General features: G+C 70.2%; 19 protein-coding genes and 1 tRNA gene. 12 read left to right on the top strand and 8 right to left on the bottom strand.

The genetic code is table 11. From position 1 onward, the window contains the following. Window positions 1–8: 8 nt before the first annotated feature. Window positions 9–1,313 (bottom strand): LCP family protein, encoded by a 1,305-nt coding sequence (locus Nocox_RS00615; RefSeq protein WP_246649707.1) that lies wholly within the window; start codon window positions 1,311–1,313, stop codon window positions 9–11. A gap of 292 nt (window positions 1,314–1,605) precedes the next feature. Between Nocox_RS00615 and Nocox_RS00610 the strand changes: the two genes are divergently transcribed. Both Nocox_RS00610 and Nocox_RS00605 read left to right on the top strand, forming a co-directional pair. Next, window positions 1,606–2,994 (top strand): hemolysin family protein, encoded by a 1,389-nt coding sequence (locus tag Nocox_RS00610; protein ID WP_020542351.1) that lies wholly within the window; start codon window positions 1,606–1,608, stop codon window positions 2,992–2,994. Then, window positions 2,991–4,016, top strand: coding sequence for a hemolysin family protein (locus tag Nocox_RS00605; protein WP_033408730.1), 1,026 nt, complete (start codon window positions 2,991–2,993; stop codon window positions 4,014–4,016). The genes Nocox_RS00610 and Nocox_RS00605 overlap by 4 nt, the downstream gene beginning before the upstream one ends. Window positions 4,017–4,247: 231 nt before the next feature. On the opposite strand, the gene Nocox_RS00600 is transcribed toward Nocox_RS00605, so the two are convergent. Continuing rightward, window positions 4,248–4,330: transfer RNA gene (locus tag Nocox_RS00600), tRNA-Leu, on the bottom strand. Window positions 4,331–4,530: 200 nt separating this feature from the next. On the opposite strand from Nocox_RS00600, the gene Nocox_RS00595 reads away from it, so the two are divergent. The 7 genes from Nocox_RS00595 (at window position 4,531) to pknB (ending at window position 13,219) form a co-directional block, all read left to right on the top strand. Continuing rightward, complete coding sequence (locus Nocox_RS00595; protein WP_026214157.1) at window positions 4,531–5,271, top strand: FHA domain-containing protein; 741 nt, start codon at window positions 4,531–4,533, stop codon at window positions 5,269–5,271. A 17-nt stretch (window positions 5,272–5,288) separates the two neighbouring features. Beyond that, a complete protein-coding gene (locus tag Nocox_RS00590) occupies window positions 5,289–5,759 on the top strand; it encodes an FHA domain-containing protein FhaB/FipA (protein ID WP_020542348.1) in 471 nt (156 codons plus the stop codon). Further along, window positions 5,756–7,051: a Stp1/IreP family PP2C-type Ser/Thr phosphatase gene (locus tag Nocox_RS43590; RefSeq protein WP_020542347.1), complete on the top strand. Its 1,296-nt coding sequence runs from the start codon at window positions 5,756–5,758 to the stop codon at window positions 7,049–7,051. The genes Nocox_RS00590 and Nocox_RS43590 overlap by 4 nt, the downstream gene beginning before the upstream one ends. Next, window positions 7,052–8,434: an FtsW/RodA/SpoVE family cell cycle protein gene (locus tag Nocox_RS00580; protein WP_026214156.1), complete on the top strand. Its 1,383-nt coding sequence runs from the start codon at window positions 7,052–7,054 to the stop codon at window positions 8,432–8,434. Further along, the gene (locus Nocox_RS00575) at window positions 8,431–9,891 is read left to right on the top strand and encodes a peptidoglycan D,D-transpeptidase FtsI family protein (protein ID WP_020542345.1); all 1,461 of its coding nucleotides are present in this window, start codon (window positions 8,431–8,433) and stop codon (window positions 9,889–9,891) included. The genes Nocox_RS00580 and Nocox_RS00575 overlap by 4 nt, the downstream gene beginning before the upstream one ends. A 21-nt stretch (window positions 9,892–9,912) precedes the next feature. Continuing rightward, a complete protein-coding gene (locus Nocox_RS00570) occupies window positions 9,913–11,286 on the top strand; it encodes a serine/threonine-protein kinase (RefSeq protein WP_020542344.1) in 1,374 nt (457 codons plus the stop codon). A gap of 82 nt (window positions 11,287–11,368) precedes the next feature. After that, window positions 11,369–13,219 (top strand): Stk1 family PASTA domain-containing Ser/Thr kinase, encoded by a 1,851-nt coding sequence (pknB, locus tag Nocox_RS00565; protein ID WP_033408663.1) that lies wholly within the window; start codon window positions 11,369–11,371, stop codon window positions 13,217–13,219. Window positions 13,220–13,401: 182 nt separating this feature from the next. On the opposite strand, the gene Nocox_RS00560 is transcribed toward pknB, so the two are convergent. From Nocox_RS00560 to Nocox_RS00550, 3 genes are read right to left on the bottom strand one after another with little or no spacing between them, the layout of a single operon-like run. Next, on the bottom strand, window positions 13,402–13,974 hold the full coding sequence (locus Nocox_RS00560; protein WP_033408661.1) for an anthranilate synthase component II: 573 nt from the start codon (window positions 13,972–13,974) through the stop codon (window positions 13,402–13,404). After that, on the bottom strand, window positions 13,971–14,129 hold the full coding sequence (locus tag Nocox_RS00555) for a hypothetical protein (protein ID WP_020542341.1): 159 nt from the start codon (window positions 14,127–14,129) through the stop codon (window positions 13,971–13,973). The genes Nocox_RS00560 and Nocox_RS00555 overlap by 4 nt, the downstream gene beginning before the upstream one ends. A gap of 6 nt (window positions 14,130–14,135) precedes the next feature. Next, window positions 14,136–14,759: a class E sortase gene (locus Nocox_RS00550; protein WP_020542340.1), complete on the bottom strand. Its 624-nt coding sequence runs from the start codon at window positions 14,757–14,759 to the stop codon at window positions 14,136–14,138. Window positions 14,760–14,903: 144 nt separating this feature from the next. Between Nocox_RS00550 and Nocox_RS00545 the strand changes: the two genes are divergently transcribed. Continuing rightward, window positions 14,904–15,149 (top strand): cell division protein CrgA, encoded by a 246-nt coding sequence (locus tag Nocox_RS00545; RefSeq protein WP_020542339.1) that lies wholly within the window; start codon window positions 14,904–14,906, stop codon window positions 15,147–15,149. A gap of 50 nt (window positions 15,150–15,199) precedes the next feature. Here the strand turns inward: Nocox_RS00545 and Nocox_RS00540 are convergent, their stop codons facing one another. Beyond that, on the bottom strand, window positions 15,200–16,075 hold the full coding sequence (locus tag Nocox_RS00540) for a rhomboid family intramembrane serine protease (protein WP_033408659.1): 876 nt from the start codon (window positions 16,073–16,075) through the stop codon (window positions 15,200–15,202). A 62-nt stretch (window positions 16,076–16,137) separates the two neighbouring features. Beyond that, complete coding sequence (locus Nocox_RS00535) at window positions 16,138–16,674, bottom strand: peptidylprolyl isomerase (protein ID WP_020542337.1); 537 nt, start codon at window positions 16,672–16,674, stop codon at window positions 16,138–16,140. A 157-nt stretch (window positions 16,675–16,831) separates the two neighbouring features. Here Nocox_RS00535 and Nocox_RS00530 point away from each other — a divergent pair, with 157 nt between their 5' ends. Next, window positions 16,832–17,320 (top strand): hypothetical protein, encoded by a 489-nt coding sequence (locus Nocox_RS00530; protein WP_157382947.1) that lies wholly within the window; start codon window positions 16,832–16,834, stop codon window positions 17,318–17,320. Between the two features lie 319 nt (window positions 17,321–17,639). Next, on the top strand, window positions 17,640–18,050 hold the full coding sequence (locus tag Nocox_RS00525; RefSeq protein WP_020542335.1) for a hypothetical protein: 411 nt from the start codon (window positions 17,640–17,642) through the stop codon (window positions 18,048–18,050). A gap of 6 nt (window positions 18,051–18,056) precedes the next feature. Here the strand turns inward: Nocox_RS00525 and Nocox_RS00520 are convergent, their stop codons facing one another. After that, window positions 18,057–18,449 carry an SgcJ/EcaC family oxidoreductase gene (locus Nocox_RS00520; protein ID WP_020542334.1) on the bottom strand — a complete coding sequence of 131 codons (393 nt, stop codon included), beginning with the start codon at window positions 18,447–18,449 and terminating at the stop codon, window positions 18,057–18,059. Window positions 18,450–18,491 lie beyond the last annotated feature (42 nt).

Genomic DNA, 18,491 nt, shown 5'->3' with positions numbered 1-18,491 from the left:
GGGCGGCCTCAGTTGGCGTCGATCACGTCCTTCGGCACCGGCCGGTCCTCCTTGAGCGCGTCGAACAGGGCCAGCGCCTTGGTGCGGTCCCACTTGATCGCCGTGCCGCCGCTCGGCACGCTCTCCTCCCCGCCGAAGGGCACCACGGTCGTCACCGGGCTGTCGCCCATCGACAGCCCGAGCGACAGCATGTCGAACACGCCCGTGCCCGTGTCGACCTCGACGGCGTCGGTGGCGCTCATGGCCAGCGGGATCGACGTGAACGGGTTGAGCAGCACGCCGGGGCTGGCCGCCTTCTTCACGACCGCGCCGAGGAACTGCCGCTGCCGCTTGGTCCGCTCGAAGTCGGGCAGCAGGCCGCCCTTCCTGGTGCGTACGTAGCCGAGAGCCTGGGAGCCGTTGAGCACCTGGGTGCCCTTCTTCAGCTTGAGCCCGGCCTTGGGGTCGTCGACGGCGGCCCGTACGTTGATCTCGACCCCGCCGACCGCGTCCACGATGTCCACGAACCCGGCGAACCCGATCTCCATGTAGTTGTCGACGTGGATGCCGGTGACGGTCTCCACGGTGCGGACGAGCAGCTTGGGCCCGCCGAAGGCGTAGGCGGAGTTGAGCTTGTCGCGGCCCCTGCCGGGGATGGTGACGGCGGAGTCGCGCGGCAGGCTGACCAGCGTGGGCTTGTCGCCGCCGTCGGGGATGTGCAGCAGCATCATCGAGTCCGTACGCTGCCCGACGGCCCGCCCGGTCGCCAGCTTCTTCCGCTCGCGGGCCGAGAGGCCCTTGCGGCTGTCGGAGCCGACCAGCAGCCAGTTGGTGCCGGGGGTGTCGTCGGGACGGCCCTCGTAGTCGTCGAGCACGCCCTCGATGCCGGTGAGCCGCGAGTCGATCCAGAAGAGCAGGCCCACGCCCGTCACCAGCAGCGCCACCAGGGCCGCCGCGATGATCTTGACGATGAGCCGGCCGGACGGCCGCCTGCGCGGCGCCCTGGAGGGCCCGCCGCGGCCCTGCTCCGGCGGTCCGCCGCTCCCCCCGGACGGCGAGCGCAGCGGCCGGACCGGGCCGCCGCCGGAACGTTCCCGCCCGTAGACGCGCGAGCGCCCCTGCGGCGGAGCGCCCTCGTCCGCGGCGCGGGGAGAGGGCGTCCCCGGTGCCGGCGGGACGGTGGGAAGCTTGTGAGTGGGAGCGTTCGCCCCTCTCAGGGGCGGCGTCTGGTGGGCGGGAGCGCCGCCCGAGCGCAGACCGTCGTCCGGCCTCGGCGGCAGCGGGCGTCCGTCGCCCGGCGAGCGCATGGCTCGCGTCCGGTCGTCCTCAGACACTTCGCCCTCTTCCCTTCGGTATGTCATAGACGGTACGTCGAACCCCCCGACTCTGCGGAGTGCCACCAAGGTTGCTCCACGGAAAAGTACCGGGAACCAAAAGATCGTAAGCGGCCCGGACGCGCCCGAAAGACGCCTGTGACGGGTGTTGCGGGCGCCACGCCGGAAACATAGAGGCCGCCTGCGTCGTTACGTAGGGGACGACCTCTATCGAAAGGATGATCGTGTCCGCTCCGGACCCGTGGAGTCCATGCCCGTGCTGGGGCACGGGTTCCTCTGAGGGCTCACTTCGGTGAGCGCCTATCTCGGGCTGCTGGCCCTGTTCCTCCTCACCGCCGCGACGGGTTTCTTCGTCGCCCAGGAGTTCGCCTACGTCGCCGCCGACCGGGGTGTCCTGCGCGAGCAGGCCGCCGCCGGTGACGCCGCCGCCGGCAAGGCGCTCCAGGTCACCTCGCGCCTGTCGTTCATGCTCTCCGGCGCGCAGCTCGGCATCACGGTCACCGCGTTGCTGGTCGGCTTCCTGGCCGAGCCGGCGATCTCCGTGATCGTCCGGCCCTGGCTGGAGGGCACGGGCATGTCCGACGCCGTGATCTCCGGCGTTTCGGTCGCGGCCGGCGTGTTCGTGGCGACGGTGGTGCAGATGGTCCTCGGTGAGCTGGCGCCCAAGAACCTGGGCATCGCCAGGCCCGAGCCGGTGGCCAAGTTCCTGGCCCCGCCGACGCTGGTGTACCTGGCGGTGGTCGGCCCGGTGGTGCGGCTGTTCGACTCGGCCGCCACGGGCCTGCTGCGCCTGGCCGGCATCGAGCCCGTGGAGGAGGTGGAGCACGGGGCGACCCCGGAGGAGCTGTCGCGCATCATCGAAGAGTCGACCCGCGCGGGCGAGCTGCCCCCGCGGCTGTCGGACCTGCTGGAGCGGGCGCTGGAGTTCGGCGACCGCACCGCGGAGGAGATCATGGTGCCGCGCCCCCGCGTGGTCCTGCTGCGCGAGTCGCAGCCCGTCTCCGACCTCCTCGGCGTCATGCGCGAGCGCGGCCACTCCCGCTATCCGGTGCTGGCCGAGGACGGCGACGTGCTGGGCGTGACGGGCGTGCGCGAGCTGCTGGCCTCCGGCCTGGAGGAGGGGCGCGTCGGCGCGGTGACCCGTCCCGCGCTGCTGGTGCCCGACAGCCTGCCGCTCCCGCTCGTGCTCGACCGGATGCGCGCCGCCAAGGACGACATCGTCTGCGTCATCGACGAGTACGGCGGCCTGGCCGGCGTCATCACCGTCGAGGACCTCGCCGAGGAGCTGGTGGGCGAGCTGCTGGACGAGAACGACCCCGAGCCGCTCGGCGCCGTGCAGCGCCCCGGCGGCGTCTGGGAGGTGCCGGGACGGCTGCGCCTCGACGAGGTCGAGCGCGCCACCGGACTCCGCCTGCCCGAGAGCGACGACTACGACACGCTCGCCGGCCTGGTCCTGGCCCGCATGGGCCGCCTGCCGGACCCGGGCGACGCGGTGGCCGTGCCGGTCACCGCGGCCACGGACGACCCCTTCGAGGAGGACGAGGGCGGCCGCGCGGTCCGCCTGACGGTGATGTCGCTCAACAGACGAGTGCCGGAGTGGGTCCGCGTGGCCCCGGAGGAGCAGGCCGCGGAGCCGCGGGACCCTGAGCGGCGGAGCGAGTGGGCGGAGGCGTCCCGATGACGTTGCTGCTCCTGAGCCTCGCCCTGCTCGCGTTCAACGCCCTGTTCGTGGCGGCCGAGTTCGCCTTCGTCTCGGCCCGCCGTCACCGCCTGGAGGAGATGGCCTCGGGCGGCAACCGCCTGGTCCGCGTCGCCGCCAAGTCGGCGGTCGGCGGCGGCCGGCAGCTCTCCCTCATGCTGGCCGGCGCGCAGCTCGGCATCACCCTGTGCACCCTGGGCCTCGGTCAGGTGACCGAGCCGGCCCTGGAGCACGCGATGGAGCCGCTGTTCGCCGCCTTGGGCGTCCCCGAGGGACTGCGCCTGCCGATCTCGCTCACCATCGCCCTGGCGCTGGTGACGTTCCTGCACATGGTGATCGGCGAGATGGCGCCGAAGTCGTGGGCGCTGACCCACCCCGAGCGGGCGGCGCTGCTCCTGACGCTGCCGTTCCGCGCGTTCACCAGCCTGATGAGCCCGCTCCTGCGCTCGCTCAACGCCCTGACGAACGCCATCCTGCGCCTCTTCGGCGTCCAGCCGAGGAACGAGCTGGCGACCACCCGCACCCCCCGCCAGCTCGCCATGCTGGTCGGCGAGTCGGGCCGCATGGGCCTGCTGGACCGCGAGGAGCACGACCTGCTCACCCGGGCGCTCCGCCTCCAGGCGGAGGGCATCGAGCGGCTGATGGTCCCCATCGAGCGCGCGGTGAAGGTGGGCGTCAAGGCGACCGGGCGGGAGATCAGGAAGGCGGCCGCCGTCAGCGGGCACCTGAGGCTCCTCGTGGAGGGCCCGTCGGGCGTGGAGGGGGCCCTGCACGCCAGGGACGCCCTCCTGCGCCCCGAGGCCACCGCGGAGTCGCTGAAACACCCCCTGCCGAGGCTGGCGTGCGTCACGCAGGTGCCGGAGGCCGTGACGGCCCTCCAGGACGCGCGGGCGCATCTGGCCCTGGTGACGAACGCCGCGGGCGCCGTCATCGGCATGGTGAGCCTGACCGACCTCCTGGGCGAGCTCCTGGACACCAGGGCGGCAGGGGTCGCGGCGGGCTGAGCCCGGGCCACCTCGTGCCGGCCGATCACCCGGCCGGCACGAGAAAGCCACTTAATGTGAGCTAAATCACGCAAGCCACCCGAAAGCGATCTGCAAGCGGAGGCATCTACCGTCCTCCCTGCGGAGCGCGACCGCGCACACCAGGGCCCGACAAAGAAAAAGCCCCGGCTCTTGCGAACCGGGGCTGCTTTCGTCAATGTGGGTCTGCCGATTTCATCGGTGGACCCGAGGTGGGCGAGGAGGGATTTGAACCCTCACGTCCTTTCGGACACACGGACCTGAACCGTGCGCGTCTGCCGTTCCGCCACCCGCCCTTGTGGGTGCGGAAAGAACATTAGCACGGAACAGCCAGTGGTACTGAACCCGGATACGATCGCATAAGACACGGGAGCGGAGGAGCTGGGCGCGACAGCCGACGGGCGCCGAGGAACGCCGCCACGTGGAACAAGCGGAAACCGGGCGCCGAACGCGCCGGGAGGCCGCGATCATATGCACGGAGGAAGGGAGGTACCCGGTGGGAGTCCTTCAGCGCTTCGAGCGAAGGCTCGAAGGCTTGGTTGAGGGAGCCTTTGCGCGGGCGTTCAAATCCGATCTCCAGCCGGTCGAGGTCGCCAGCGCGGTTCAGCGTGAGATGGACGAGCGCGCGGCGATCGTGGCCCAGGGTCGGACGCTCGTGCCCAACGACTTCGTGGTGGAGCTGTCCACGACCGACAGCGAACGGCTTGAGGTCTACGCCGACAGCATCAGCCACGAGCTGGCGAACCTCGCCAGGGAGTACGCCAAGGAGCAGGGCTACTCCTTCGTGGGACCGGTCCGGGTGCGTTTCGAGACCGCCGGTGATCTGGCTGTGGGCCTGTTCCGCATCCGGTCGGGGGTCATCCGTGGCGCGACGGTCGAGCAGGACGAGATCCGCCAGCCGGCGAGCGACCTGCCTCCGTCCCGGCCGCACGCGTTCAACGGGCGGCCCAGGCTGCTCGTGTCCACTCAGGACGACCCGCAGGGCGACCGCTCCTACGAGCTCACCACTCCGGTGACCTTGCTCGGCAGGGGCACCGACTGCGACCTTCGTCTCGTCGATCCCGGCGTCTCCCGGCACCACGCCGAGCTGCGCGTCGAGGGCCAGACCGTGGCCCTCGTGGATCTCGGATCGACGAACGGAACCTTCGTCAACGGCCAGCCGGTACGCAGGATCGAGCTCCAGAACGGCACGCGAGTGACGCTGGGTCGCACGACTCTGGTTTTCCGGCGCGATTAGAGGTAAACAGACGGTCCATGTCCGAGCTCACGCTGCTGCTGATCCGGCTAGCCTTCCTGGCGGTGCTGTGGTTCTTCGTCATTGCCGCAGTCGGCGTGATCCGGACTGACTTGTTCGGTTCACGCACGGCTCCCGCGGGCCCGCGCAAGGCGCCACGGCCCGCGAAGGCACCGGCGAAGCCCAGGAGCAAGAAGGGCGAGCCACGCCAGCTCATCGTCACAGGTGGTCCGCTGCAAGGCACCACCATCGACCTCACGGAGACGCCCATCACCATTGGCCGGGCGAATGACGCCACGCTGGTAGTCAGCGACGATTACGCATCCAGCCGGCACGCCCGGCTCTTCCCCCAGGACGGCCAGTGGATCGTGGAAGACCTCGGGTCCACCAACGGCACGTACCTCGACCGTTCGAAAGTCACCCGCCCGACCCCGGTGCCGCTCGGTGTTCCGATCCGCGTCGGCAAAACAGTCATTGAATTGCGCAAATGACCATCGCACTCCGCTACGCCGCCCGCTCGGACGTCGGCCTCCTCCGCGAAGGTAACGAGGACTCGGCGTACGCAAGCGGCCGCCTGCTCGCCGTCGCCGACGGCATGGGCGGGCACGCACACGGCGAGGTGGCGAGCTCAGTCGCCATCGCCGCCATGGCCTCTCTCGAAGAGGCCCCCAAGGGGGGTGACCTGCTCAACGCCATTGAGGCAGCGGTACGCGATGCCAACCGCAGGCTGCACGAGATGGTGGGGCGGGATCCCAGCCTCAAGGGCATGGGCACGACTCTCACAGCCATGCTGTGGAGCGGCACCCAGGTAGCCCTCGTCCACGTGGGAGACTCGCGCGCCTACCTGCTGAGACGCGGCGAGCTCTACCAGATCACCCACGACCACACCCTGGTCCAGCAGCTCGTCGACGACGGGCGCATCACGCCGGAAGAGGCCGCCACGCACCCGCAGCGCTCGATCCTGCTGCGCGCGCTCGACGGCAGCGGCGAGGTCGATCCCGACCTCACGCTGCGGGAGGCGCAGGTGGGCGACCGCTACCTGCTGTGCTCCGACGGGTTGTCCGGGGTGGTGAGCGCGGAGACGCTGCACGCCACGCTCACCAACATCGACGACCCGGAAGAGGTCGTCCGCCAGCTCATCGACCTGGCCAACCGCGGTGGCGGGCCGGACAACATCACCTGCGTGCTGGCCGACGTCCTGGAGATCACCGATGGGCAGCCGGTGCCCGCCGATGCCGCCGTCGTCGGCGCGGCGGGCATGACCCGGCTGCGGGGCGCCCCCCAGGACACCCAGCCGGGGCGAGCCGAAGCGGTGACCGCGCCCCAGCCGGTCCTCACTGACGACGACTTCGAGGAGCCGGTCGCCCAGCGGCCGGCGGTCCGACGTCGCCGCCGGATGTGGCCCGTGCTGGTCACCGTGCTCGGCGTGGGCGTCGTGGCCGTCGGCGTCGGCGGCTACTTTGGATATCAGTGGACCCAGGACCAGTTCTTCGTCGGCGCTAGGGGCGACGAAGTGGTCGTTTACCAGGGCATACAGAAGGAGGTGGGTCCCTTCCAGCTCTTCAGCGTCACCCGGCCGACCGGGCGGCAGCTCTCCCGGCTGTCCGAGGCCGACCAGGCGCTGGTCAAGAGCGGCATACCGGTGACCAACGCCGACGCGGGCGTGGAGAAGATCAACAGCTTGAAGTTCTCCGCGAGCCAGGCGGACGACGGCTCGACGTCGGCGTCCCCTTCCCCCACGCCGTCGGCGTCCGCGACCAAGACCAAGACGAAACCGCAATAGATGAGCGAAGTCGCAGCTTCCCCCGTCCTCATGCCGGCCAAGCGCCGGCTGGCCCAGCTCGTCATGCTGGCGCTCGCGGTCCTGATCGTCATGGGTGCCTACGCCAACGTGGGCCTCGCCGTGGACGGCCGGGTGCCCGCGGGCATGCTGGCCTACGGCCTCGGCCTGGGCGGCATCATGCTGGTCGCCTACCTCGTGCTGGCCAAGTTCGCGCCGTGGGCCGACCCGCTGATCCTGCCGCTGGTCACGCTGATCAACGGCCTCGGCCTGGTGATGATCTACCGGCTCGAGTCCGCCAAGATGCCGGGCGCGTCGGCCGCCAGCCAGATCATGTGGACCGGCCTCGGCGTCGTGATGTTCGCCGTCACCCTCGTCGTGCTGCGCGACCACCGCATGCTGCAGCGCCTCACCTACACCGCGGGCGCGATCGGGCTGGTGCTGCTCGCCATCCCCGCGGTCCTGCCCGGCTCGCTGAGCGAGGTCCAGGGCGCCAAGATCTGGATCCGCATCGGCGGCTTCTCGATCCAGCCTGGCGAGTTCGCCAAGCTGGCGCTGGTGGTCTTCTTCGCCGGCTACCTCGTGGCCAAGCGCGACGTGCTGGCGCTGGCGGGCCGCAGGCTCCTCTTCATCGACCTGCCCCGGGCCCGCGACCTCGGCCCGGTGCTCGCGACGTGGGGGCTGAGCCTGCTCGTGCTGGTCTTCGAGAAGGACCTCGGCACCTCGCTGCTGCTGTTCGGCACGTTCATCGCGATGATCTACATCGCGACGCAGCGCACCTCGTGGGTGCTGATCGGCCTGCTGCTCTTCGTCGGCGGCGCCTATCTCGCCGGGCTCGCGTTCTCGCACGTCGGCGACCGGTTCGAGATCTGGCTCAACCCGGGCAGCGCCGAGTTCTACGACCGTGAGATCGGCGGCAGCTACCAGATCATGCAGGGGCTGTTCGGCTTCGGCGCGGGCGGCATCCTCGGCACCGGGCTCGGCCAGGGGCATCCCGAGCTGATCCCGCTGTCGTTCTCCGACTTCATCTTCGCCGCGACCGGCGAGGAGCTGGGCCTGACCGGCCTCATGGCGCTGCTCATGCTCTACGCGCTGCTGGTGGAGCGCGGCCTGCGCACCTCGCTGGCGGCCCGCGACCCCTTCAGCAAGCTGCTCTCGGGCGGCCTCGCGTTCCTGCTGGCGTGGCAGGTGTTCATCATCGTCGGCGGCGTGACCAACCTCATCCCGCTCACCGGTCTGGTCACCCCGTTCATGTCCCAGGGCGGCTCCGCCCTGCTCGCTAACTGGATCCTTATCGCGCTCCTGGTAAGAACGTCGGATGCCGCCAGACGCCCCCCACCCCAGGCGATCCAGAACGAAGGATTGACGCAGGTGTTCCAGCGATGAACGGCACACTGAAGCGCGTGTCCGTGGCCTGCCTGGCCATGTTCGCGCTCCTGATGATCAACGTGAACTTCCTTCAGGCGGTGCGGGCCGAGGAGCTGCGCGGCGACGCGCGCAACGTCCGCAACTTCTACGAGCGCTACTCGATCGAGCGCGGCCGGATCATCGCCGGCGGCAAGGTGATCGCGCAGTCCGTGGAGACCGACAGCAAGCGGTTCAGGTTCATCAGGCAATACCCCGACGCCAAGCTCTACGCGCACGTCACCGGCTTCTTCTCGCCGGAGAGCGCGAGCGCGATCGAGGCCAGCGAGAACAAACTCCTCGACGGCTCCAGCGCCGACCTGCTGCTGCGCCGCAGCATCGACCTGTTCACCGGCGAGCCGACCAAGGGCGCCAACGTCGAGGTCACGATCAACCCCAAGGCGCAGAAGGCCGCCTACGACGCGCTGCGCCAGAGCGGCAAGCGCGGCGCGGTCATCGCGATCGACCCCAAGACGGGCGCGATCCTCGCCATGGTGTCGCTGCCCACCTACGACCCGACCGAACTGTCGGGCACCGACAAGGGCAAGGTGTTCTCCCGCTACGACGAGCTGGCCAAGGACAAGAGCCAGCCGCTGCTCAACCGGACGATCGGGCAGACCTACCCGCCGGGGTCGACGTTCAAGGTCGTGACGATGGCGGCCTACCTCGAGGACGACTCCTCGCGCGGCCCCGACACGACCGTGGACGCGCCGCAGAACCTCCCGCTGCCCGGCACGAACATCAGCCTGCCCAACTACGGCGGCGCGGCCTGCGGCTCCGGCTCGGTCACGCTCACGTACGCGCTGGAGAGGTCCTGCAACACGCCGTTCGGCAAGATCGGCATGGAGCTGGGCTACGACAAGATGAACGAGCAGACCGAGGCGTTCGGCATGGGCACCCAGATCGGCGTGCCGATGTCGGTGGCGCAGAGCGACTTCGGCAAGGAGGAGGACAAGGCGGCGCTCGCCATGGCCTCCATCGGCCAGCGCAGCAACCGCATGACCCCGCTGCAGATGGCCATGATCGCGGCCGGCATCGCCAACAACGGCACGGTCATGAAGCCCTACCTCGTCAACAAGATCACCGACGCCAAGGGCGACACGATCGACGAGGCCGACCCCGACCAGCTGACGGACGCGGTCAGCGAGGAGACCGCCGGCAAGCTGCGGCAGATGATGGTCAGCGTCGTCCAGAACGGCACGGCCAACCTCGCGCAGGTCCCGGGCGTCCAAGTAGCGGGCAAGACGGGCACCGCGGAGACGGCCGACGGCCAGCCGCCGCACGCCTGGTTCATCTCCTTCGCGCCCGCGGACGACCCGAAGATCGCGCTCGCGGTCATCGTCGAGTCCGGCGCGGCCAACGTCGGCGCGGAGGCGACCGGCGGCCACACGGCCGCCCCGATCGCGAAGGCCGTGCTGGAGGCGGTGCTCACCAAGTGACCGACGGTAACCTGCTGGACCATGCGGCTCCGTAACCGCTACCTCCTGGTCTCCCGCATCGCCACGGGCGGTATGGGAGAGGTGTGGCGTGCCCGGGACGAGCTCCTGGGCCGCGAGGTGGCCGTCAAGATCCTCCGTAGTCACATCCACGTCGACCCGGCCTTCCGCGAGCGCTTCAGGAACGAGGCCAGGATCACCGCGTCCCTGGCCGACCCCGGGATCGCCCAGGTCTTCGACTACGGCGAGCAGAGCGACCTGTCCTACCTCGTGATGGAGCTGGTCCACGGGGAGCCGCTGTCGGCCATCCTGGCGCGCAACGGCGCCATCGGGGCCGAGGTGACCCTCGACGTGGTCCACCAGACGGCCAGGGCGCTGCAGACGGCGCACGCGGCGGGCGTCATCCACCGCGACGTCAAGCCGGGCAACCTGCTCGTCACGCCCGAGGGCGTCATCAAGGTCACCGACTTCGGCATCGCGCGGGCGCTGGAGGCGGCGCCGGTGACGCAGACCGGCACCGTGCTGGGCACCGCCCAATACGTCAGCCCCGAGCAGGCGCAGGGCTTCCCGCTCACCCCGGCGACCGACCTCTACTCGCTCGGCGTCGTGGCCTACGAGTGCCTGGCCGGGCGCACCCCGTTCCAGGGTGACAATCATGTGGCCATCGCGCTGCGGCACCTCAACGAGGCGCCGAGGCCGCTCGGCGTGGACGTGCCCGGGCCGGTGCGCGAGCTGGTCATGGAGCTGCTGGCCAAGGATCCGGGGCTGCGGCCGGGGACGGCGACGGCGGTGGCCGACCGGGCTTACGTGCTGCGCGAGTCGCTGGCCGCCGCGGCCGGGCAACCGGCCGAGCTGAGCATGCTCACCGACCCCGGCGGCTTCCGGGTGCGCGAGTCGTCGCCGGAGGACCAGCGGGAGACCGACGACCTGGTCACGCCCACCGAGCCCGCCGGGCCCGCCACCGGGCGTGAGCCGGCGCGGCGCCGCCGGGGCGCCCGCACGCTGGCCGTGGTCGCCACGGCCGGCTGCGTCGCCGCGGTGGGGCTCAGCGCCATGACCCTCGCCTCCAGGACGCCCCCCGGCACCGCCACGCCCGGCACCTCGGAGCCGACGCGCCCGATGCCCTCTCCCGCGCAGGTGCGGCCGAGCAGGACCAAGACGCGAACCCACCGGCCCCCGGTGATTCCGATCAGGTCGTCGCGGCCTACGCCCTCGCGGTCGGCTACGGTAAGCACGTCGGCTACTCCCACGAGAAAGCCGACACCGAAACCGACCCCGACGACGCGGACCCCGACGCCCACCCCCACAACCCCTAAGCCCACCACAACCCTGACGACTCCGACACCGCCCGCTTCGCCGGACCAGGGTGCGACAAACCCGCCTGAGGAGGAGACGTGACGCGCCAGGGGGTCGATGATGGACACCGGTGGCCCCCGAGCAGGCCGGTACCCAAGATGAACGGTAAGGGACAGTGCAGGAAATGACTCAGCCTCGGCTACTCGGAGGTCGTTACGAGCTCGACGGTGTCGTCGGGCGCGGCGGCATGGCCGAGGTGTATCGCGCCAGAGACATCCGGCTGGACCGCATAGTCGCGATCAAGACCCTCCGCTCCGACCTGGCGCGCGACCACACCTTCCAGGCCCGCTTCCGCCGTGAGGCGCAGTCGGCGGCCTCACTCAACCATCCCGCCGTCGTCGCGGTCTACGACACCGGCGAGGACGTCACCGACGGCACGCCGGTCCCGTACATCGTGATGGAGTACGTCGACGGCCGCACGCTGCGCGACCTGCTGCGCCAGGACCGCCGGCTGCTGCCGGAGCGCGCGGCCGAGCTGGTCGACGGCATCCTGCGGGCGCTCGACTACAGCCACCGCGGCGGCATCGTGCACCGCGACATCAAGCCGGCCAACGTGATGATCACCCGTGCGGGCGACGTCAAGGTGATGGACTTCGGCATCGCCCGCGCGATGGCCGACTCGGCCGCCACGATGACGCAGACCGCCCAGGTGATCGGCACCGCCCAATACCTCTCGCCGGAGCAGGCGCGGGGCGAGCGGGTCGACGCGCGCAGCGACATCTACTCCACCGGCTGCCTGCTCTACGAGCTGCTGACGGGCCAGCCGCCGTTCACCGGCGACTCGCCGGTCGCCATCGCCTACCAGCACGTACGCGAGGAGCCGATCCCGCCGTCGCAGATCGACCCCGAGATCCCCGCCTGGGCCGACGCCATCGTGCTCAAGGCCATGGCCAAGGACCCCGCCCAGCGCTACCAGAGCGCGGGCGAGATGCGCGCCGACATCCAGCGGGCGATGTCCGGCATGCCGACCGACGCCCAGACGATGGCGATGAACGCCGGCGGCTACGGCCAGGGCACGCGCATGATGACGGCCACGCACGCGGCGGCCGGCCCTGCCACGCAGCGCACCAACGCCATCCCGCCCTACGACTACGGCGACGGCGAGGGCGGGCGGGGCGGGCGGCGCCGGGCCTCCGGCGGCGGCAACGGCCTCAAGACCGCTTTGTGGATCATCATCCCGCTGCTGATCATCGGCGCGTTCGTGACGGTCGGCTACCTGGTCTTCGGCTCCGGCCGCGACGCGACCTCCGACACCCAGGTCGAGATCCCCTCGCTCGCCTCGCAGGAGCGGGCGTACGCGGAGGAGCAGCTCAAGACGCTCGGCCTCACGGTCCAGGTTCTCCAGGAGAACAGCTCCGAGGTCGACAAGGGCAGCGTGACCCGGACCGACCCGCCGGAGGGCACCAAGGTCGAGAAGGGTTCGGCGGTCAAGCTCTACGTCTCCAAGGGCCCGGCCAAGAAGAAGGTCCCGGACGGCCTCATCGGCCTCTCCCAGGAGGACGCGATCGCCGCCCTGGAGAAGGAGGGCCTGCGCGGCACGGTCAAGACCAAGGTCTCCAGCAAGAAGCAGGGCACGGTCATCGACACCAGGCCCAAGGCCGGCGAGGAGATCGAGGAGAACGGCATCGTCACCCTCTACGTGCCCAAGGAGCTGGGCGAGGTGCCGAGCGTCATCGGGCTCACCCAGGAGGACGCCTCCGCCCAGATCAAGGCGGCCGGCTTCCGGGTGAAGGTCGTCCCGCAGCCGAGTGACCAGCCGCAGGGCACGGTCGTCCAGCAGAACCCCGGCGAGGGGACCAAGCTGACGCCCAACACGACGATCACGATCGTGGTGTCCACCGGGCCGGAGCAGCCGACGCAGCAGCCGAGCGACGACTTCACCGACCAGCCCAGCGACGAGCCGACGACCGACAACCCGATCGACGATCAGCCGACGGAGGACAACCCGATCGAGGACCAGCCCGACGGGTTCTAGCGGCGGGTCCTGACGCGCCGAGGGCCGCCTCTCCCTTCCGGGAGGGGCGGCCCTCGTCTTTCGGCGGCCCTCGTCTTTCGCGGCCTGTCTTCCGCGGCCCGCTGAACGTGAAAGAACGCCCCCGCCGCTCGGGGGCAACGGCGGGGACGTTCACTGGTAAGTCGGTCGCGGCGCGACATTTGTTACACGGTTCGCCGAAGCCAATTTCCCAGCAGCGTGGAGCCGTGCTCCGACAGGATCGACTCGGGGTGGAACTGGACGCCCTCGACGGGCGCCCGGCGGTGGCGCAGGCCCATGACGACGCCGTCCGCGGTGCGCGCGGTCACCTCCAGCTCCTCGGGCACCGTCCCGGGCAGCACGGCGAGCGAGTGGTAGCGGGTCATCCGCACCGGCGAGGGCAACGTCTCGAACACGCCCGCGCCGTCGTGCAGGATGTCGCTCGTCCGGCCGTGGAACAGCTCGGGCGCGCGGGTGACGGTGGCTCCGAAGGCGACGGCGATGGCCTGGTGGCCGAGGCAGACGCCGAGCAGCGGCTGCCGCCGCTCGACCGCGCGGCGGACGAGCGGGACGCTCACGCCGGCCGCCTCCGGGGTGCCGGGGCCGGGGCTGACGAGCACGCCGTCGAAGCCGTCTGCGTCGGCCTCGCGCACCTCGTCGCGCGGGCGCACGTCGCACTCGGCCCCGAGGACGCGCAGATACTGCACGATCGTGTGGACGAAGCTGTCGTGGTTGTCCACGACCAGCACGCGGCTCATTCCTTCACCGTCACCTCGTCGAGCGTCACCAGCGGCTCCAGTAGCGGAAAGACGACAAACCAGAGTACGGCCACCACGGTGATGGCCAGCACGGCGGCCGTGAGGATCCGGCGGGGCAGGGGGCCGGGCAGCTTGCGCCAGAGCCAGGCGTACATCGGGGCTCAATCCTTCCTGAGCTGCGTCTCCTTGAGCACGCCGTACACGATGAGGCGCTGGGCGGCGGAGAACTCCGGATGGCAGGTGGACAGCGTGATGAAGGCGCGGATGGGGCGGATGTCCGGCTTGCCGGGCACGGGGGCGAGCACGTCCACCTCGTCGGGCTCCACGACGTCCTGTGAGGTGACGCGGTAGGTGTAGCGGGCCTCGCGGGCGTCCACCACGATCTCGTCGCCGCGTTCGAGCTCGTCGAGCCGGTTGAACGGGGCCGCGTACGTGGTCCGGTGGCCGGAGACCACGAAGTTGCCGACCTGGCCGGGCAGGGCGCTGCCCGGGTAGTGGCCCGGCCCCTTCCTGAGCTGGTCGGCGCCGACGCCCTCGACGACGGCGTACCGGTAGCCGGGGCCGAGCCGGGGGATGCTGAGCAGGGCGACGGCCCGGCCCAGGTCGACCCGGTCGAGGCGGCCGTGCTCGCCGGCCGCCCTGGCCGCCGCCAGCTCGCGCTGGAGCAGCAGTTGCTGGCTCTGGGTGTACGCGCCGGTGCCCCAGAGCAGGTAGGCGCAGAACAACATGAGGATGAGGCCCGCGGTGATGCTCGTCTCGCCCAGGGCCCGGAGCGCAGCCCGCACCCGATCAGGGTAAGCGGGGGAGCCGTGACGACCGGGGATCGCCAGGACGTGCGCGTGGCGACTATCCTGGGCCCGTCTCGATTAGGCTAACCGAAGAGCCTGCGGACGATCCGGATGCCCCAGGCCCTCAGCAGGAGTTACCCAGTGCCCAAGTCCAAGGCTCGTAAGAAGGCGGTCTACACGCCGCCGCAGAGGTCGCAGCAGGTCAAGGTCAGCCCGCGGTGGCTGGCGCCGACGATGGTCGTCTCGTGGATCATCGGCATCCTCTGGATCGCGATCTACTACGTCGCGCCCAACACGCCCTTCATCGGCGACCTCCAGAACTGGAATCTGCTGATCGGGTTCGTGTTCATCATCTTCGGTGTGGTTCTTTCCACCCGCTGGCGTTAGTTCTTTCCACAGTTTTTCCACACCCTGTGGGCGCCGTCACACGGCGGCCCTCACCCGGCCCCCACGGCGGCCAGGATGACCGACACGCGCACCAGCACCAGGGCGACCAGCACGATGAGCACGCCCGCGATGGTCGCCGCCTGCCACAGGGTCCGGTTCCTGCTGGGGGCGTAGGCGACGGCCGCCGCCAGCAGCGAGCCGGTGATCAGCCCGCCGATGTGCCCGGTCCAGCTGATGCCCGAGACCAGGAACGTGATCACCAGGTTGATCGCGATCAGCACGGCGATGCCGCGCACGTCCATGTTGAGCCGGCGGCCGACCACGAAGACCGCGCCGAACAGGCCGAAGATGGCGCCGGACGCGCCGACCGTCGGCTGCGCGAGCGGGTCGAGCCAGAGGCCGAGCACGCTGCCGCCGAGCGCGCTGAGCAGATAGATCGCGAGATAGCGGGCGTGGCCGAAGGCGCGCTCCAGGTAGGGGCCGACGACGTAGAGCGCCCAGGAGTTGAACAGGATGTGCATCACGCCGCCGTGCACGAACGCGGCGGTGATCAGCCGGTAGTACTGATCGCCGAGCGCGACCCCTGCGGGCCACATCGCGAGCTCTCCGGTGATGCGGTCGCCGGTGAGATATTGGCCGCCGAAGATCAGCAGGTTGATGACCAGGATCGCGTAGGTGACGATCGGCGTGCGCACGACGTTGCCGCCGAAGGTGGAGCGGGCCTGACGGAGGCCGCGGTTGCCCTCGGCCACGCACTCGGGGCACTGGAAGCCGACCGCCGCGTCACGCATGCAGTCGGGGCAGATCGGGCGCTCGCACCGCTGGCAGCGGACCCAGGTCTCCTTGTCGGGATGCCGGTAGCACGTGGGCACAGCCTCGGCCGGCTGCTCCGGCTGAGGGGGCGGGCTGGGCGGCTGGCTGGTCATGACCGAAAGCCTATGGCCTGTGAGGGCTTGCCGCGCTTCGCCCGCCCCTCATGAGGGCGGGCTCAGCCCTGGACGCGGTCGATGGTGACCGACTCCAGGACGACGTCCTCCAGCGGCCGGTCGCGGGCGTCGGTGCGGGTCTTCGCGATGGCGTCGACGACGTCCTGGCCCTCGACGACCTCACCGAAGATGGTGTGCTTGCCGTTGAGGTGCGGCGTCGGGACGACCGTGACGAAGAACTGCGAGCCGTTGGTGCCCTTGCCGAAGCGGATGCCCGCGTTGGCCATGGCCAGCAGGTAGGGACGGTTGAACCAGAGCTCGGGGTGGATCTCGTCGTCGAACTCGTAGCCGGGGCCGCCGATGCCCTGGCCCAGCGGGTCACCGCCCTGGATCATGAAGCCCGAGATGACGCGGTGGAAGATGGTGCCGTCGTAGTAGCGGCCGGTGCTCTTCTGGCCAGTGCCCGGGTGCGTCCATTCGCGGGTGCCTTCGGCCAGCTCCACGAAGTTGCGCACCGTCTTCGGCGCCCGGTTGGGAAAGAGCTCGACCTTGATCAGGCCGCGGTTGGTCTGCAGGTTTGCGATCAGCTTCTCAGCCACGAGACAGCTGCCCCCCTCTATGCACAGGGTTAGTTTGTGATCTTTTGCGAACTATGGCGTTAGTGGTGCCGTAACCATCCTCCCACGGACCGCTATGAATGGACCGCCCCGGCCAGGGAAGGTCACGTCCGGGATCCCAACGACAGGGGAGGTTGTCGTGTCCCTGACACTGAGAAAGCGCCGCGTGGCCATAGAGGTACCCGCCACGTGGATGGGTCGTGTGAAGACCCGGGCCGTGCACACCGGCCAACGCATGTCGCCGATGGCGGGCCAGGCCAAGATGGCCGCCACGCACCGTATCGAGGACGCCCGCTCATGGGCGGCGCCGCGGCTGGAATCCGCTGCGCACGGCATCGAGGACCAGGTCGCCCCGTACGTCAGCTCCATGCTGACCGCGGCGGCCCGGAAGATCGAGCCGGCTCGGACACGGTCGCGCAAGTGGCCGATGCTCGTTCTGATGACCGGACTCGCGGTGGGTGCGATGGGCTACATGGCCTACCGCCGCAATGCCCAGCAGTGGACCGAGCACATGAAGGACTCCGCCTCCGATGCCTCACGGTGGGTCAACGAGAAGGCGGAGCGTACCGCCGATTCCGCGAACCGGATGGCGGAGCGGGCGGACGAGACGTCTCGCAAGATGTCCTGATCCGGCGGCCAGGGTAGGCGCCTCCGTGCTCCGGCACGGGGGCGCTTGTCCTTTTCCAGAGGGGTTCCACCGCCGCGACTTCTCCGACCGCAGCCAAACGACTACTGTCTGCTATATAGACGAGGAGATACAACCAGTAGACAAGAGAGGCGAGCCATGGATCTGTACGAGCACTCGCTCGACCAGCCGGTCTTCCGCCGTCTGTGCGGAGGCAACCAGGGCGAGGAGGACTAGCGAGACCCCAGGACGGGCGGGCGGCCCCTGCCTGATCACAGCAAGCAGGGGTCGCCCGCCTCAAGGTTACGGGAGCTGTCTGATCATGCACTGGCACGCCTACCAGTGGACCGGCAACGGCGCCGACCGGGGCGACGAGTCCGGGAGACGGCCAGGTTCGCCCGGCTTCCCCACCTCTCCGCTGCCGCCCATGCGCACCGGTGACTGGCTGGCCAAGCCCGCCTCTCGCATCGCCGGCACCTTTGACGACATCGAGGCAGCTGTCGGCTGGCTGGCCCACGAGTACGGCAAGGCGGGCGCGTCCCTCATCCGGCCGGAGCGCATACCCCTGGAGGAACGCCTCATCCATGCCAGGGACGCGCTGCCCCGGGGCGTGGACGTGCAGTGGGGCGAGTGGCTGAAGGGCGGCAGGTTCGTGACCCTGGGGCTGATCTGCTGTCCGAACCGGCACGTGGCGCGCCCCTGCCCCCTAAGGGCACAGGCGCACGCCACGTGACGTGGCTCAGGACTGGATCACCCGTGAGTTGTGGAAGGAGGCGAAGCGCCAGCCCTCGGGCGTGCGCAGGGCCGTGAAGGTGACGGTCGAGGTCCGGCTCGGGTCGGGGACGCCGTTCACGGACGACGCCCCGCCCACCACGACCACGGCGACGTCGTCGGTGATGTACCTGATGCTCGGCTCGACGTCGCTCTCGTCGAGCTTGATCGACGTCTCGAACAGCCCGCGGTGCGTCTCCTCGATGGCCTCGCGGCCCTTGAGGTGCAGGCCGAAGAAGGTGACGTAGTCGGCGTCCGCCGTGAACAGATCGGCGTAGCCGGCGGAGTCGCCGGCGTTCCAGGTCTCGGTGAGGCGGGCGAGCAGGCGGTTGATCTCGTTCGTGGCTTCGGTGGTGGACATGACGCGGTTCCTCTCGGTCGCGGCGCCTATCCTGGGAATGCG

The sequence above is a fragment of the Nonomuraea coxensis DSM 45129 genome (assembly GCF_019397265.1).
GTDB classification, from domain to species: domain Bacteria; phylum Actinomycetota; class Actinomycetes; order Streptosporangiales; family Streptosporangiaceae; genus Nonomuraea; species Nonomuraea coxensis.
Note: the sequence above shows the minus strand (reverse complement) of the source record. Positions and strands in the feature narration are given on the sequence as shown.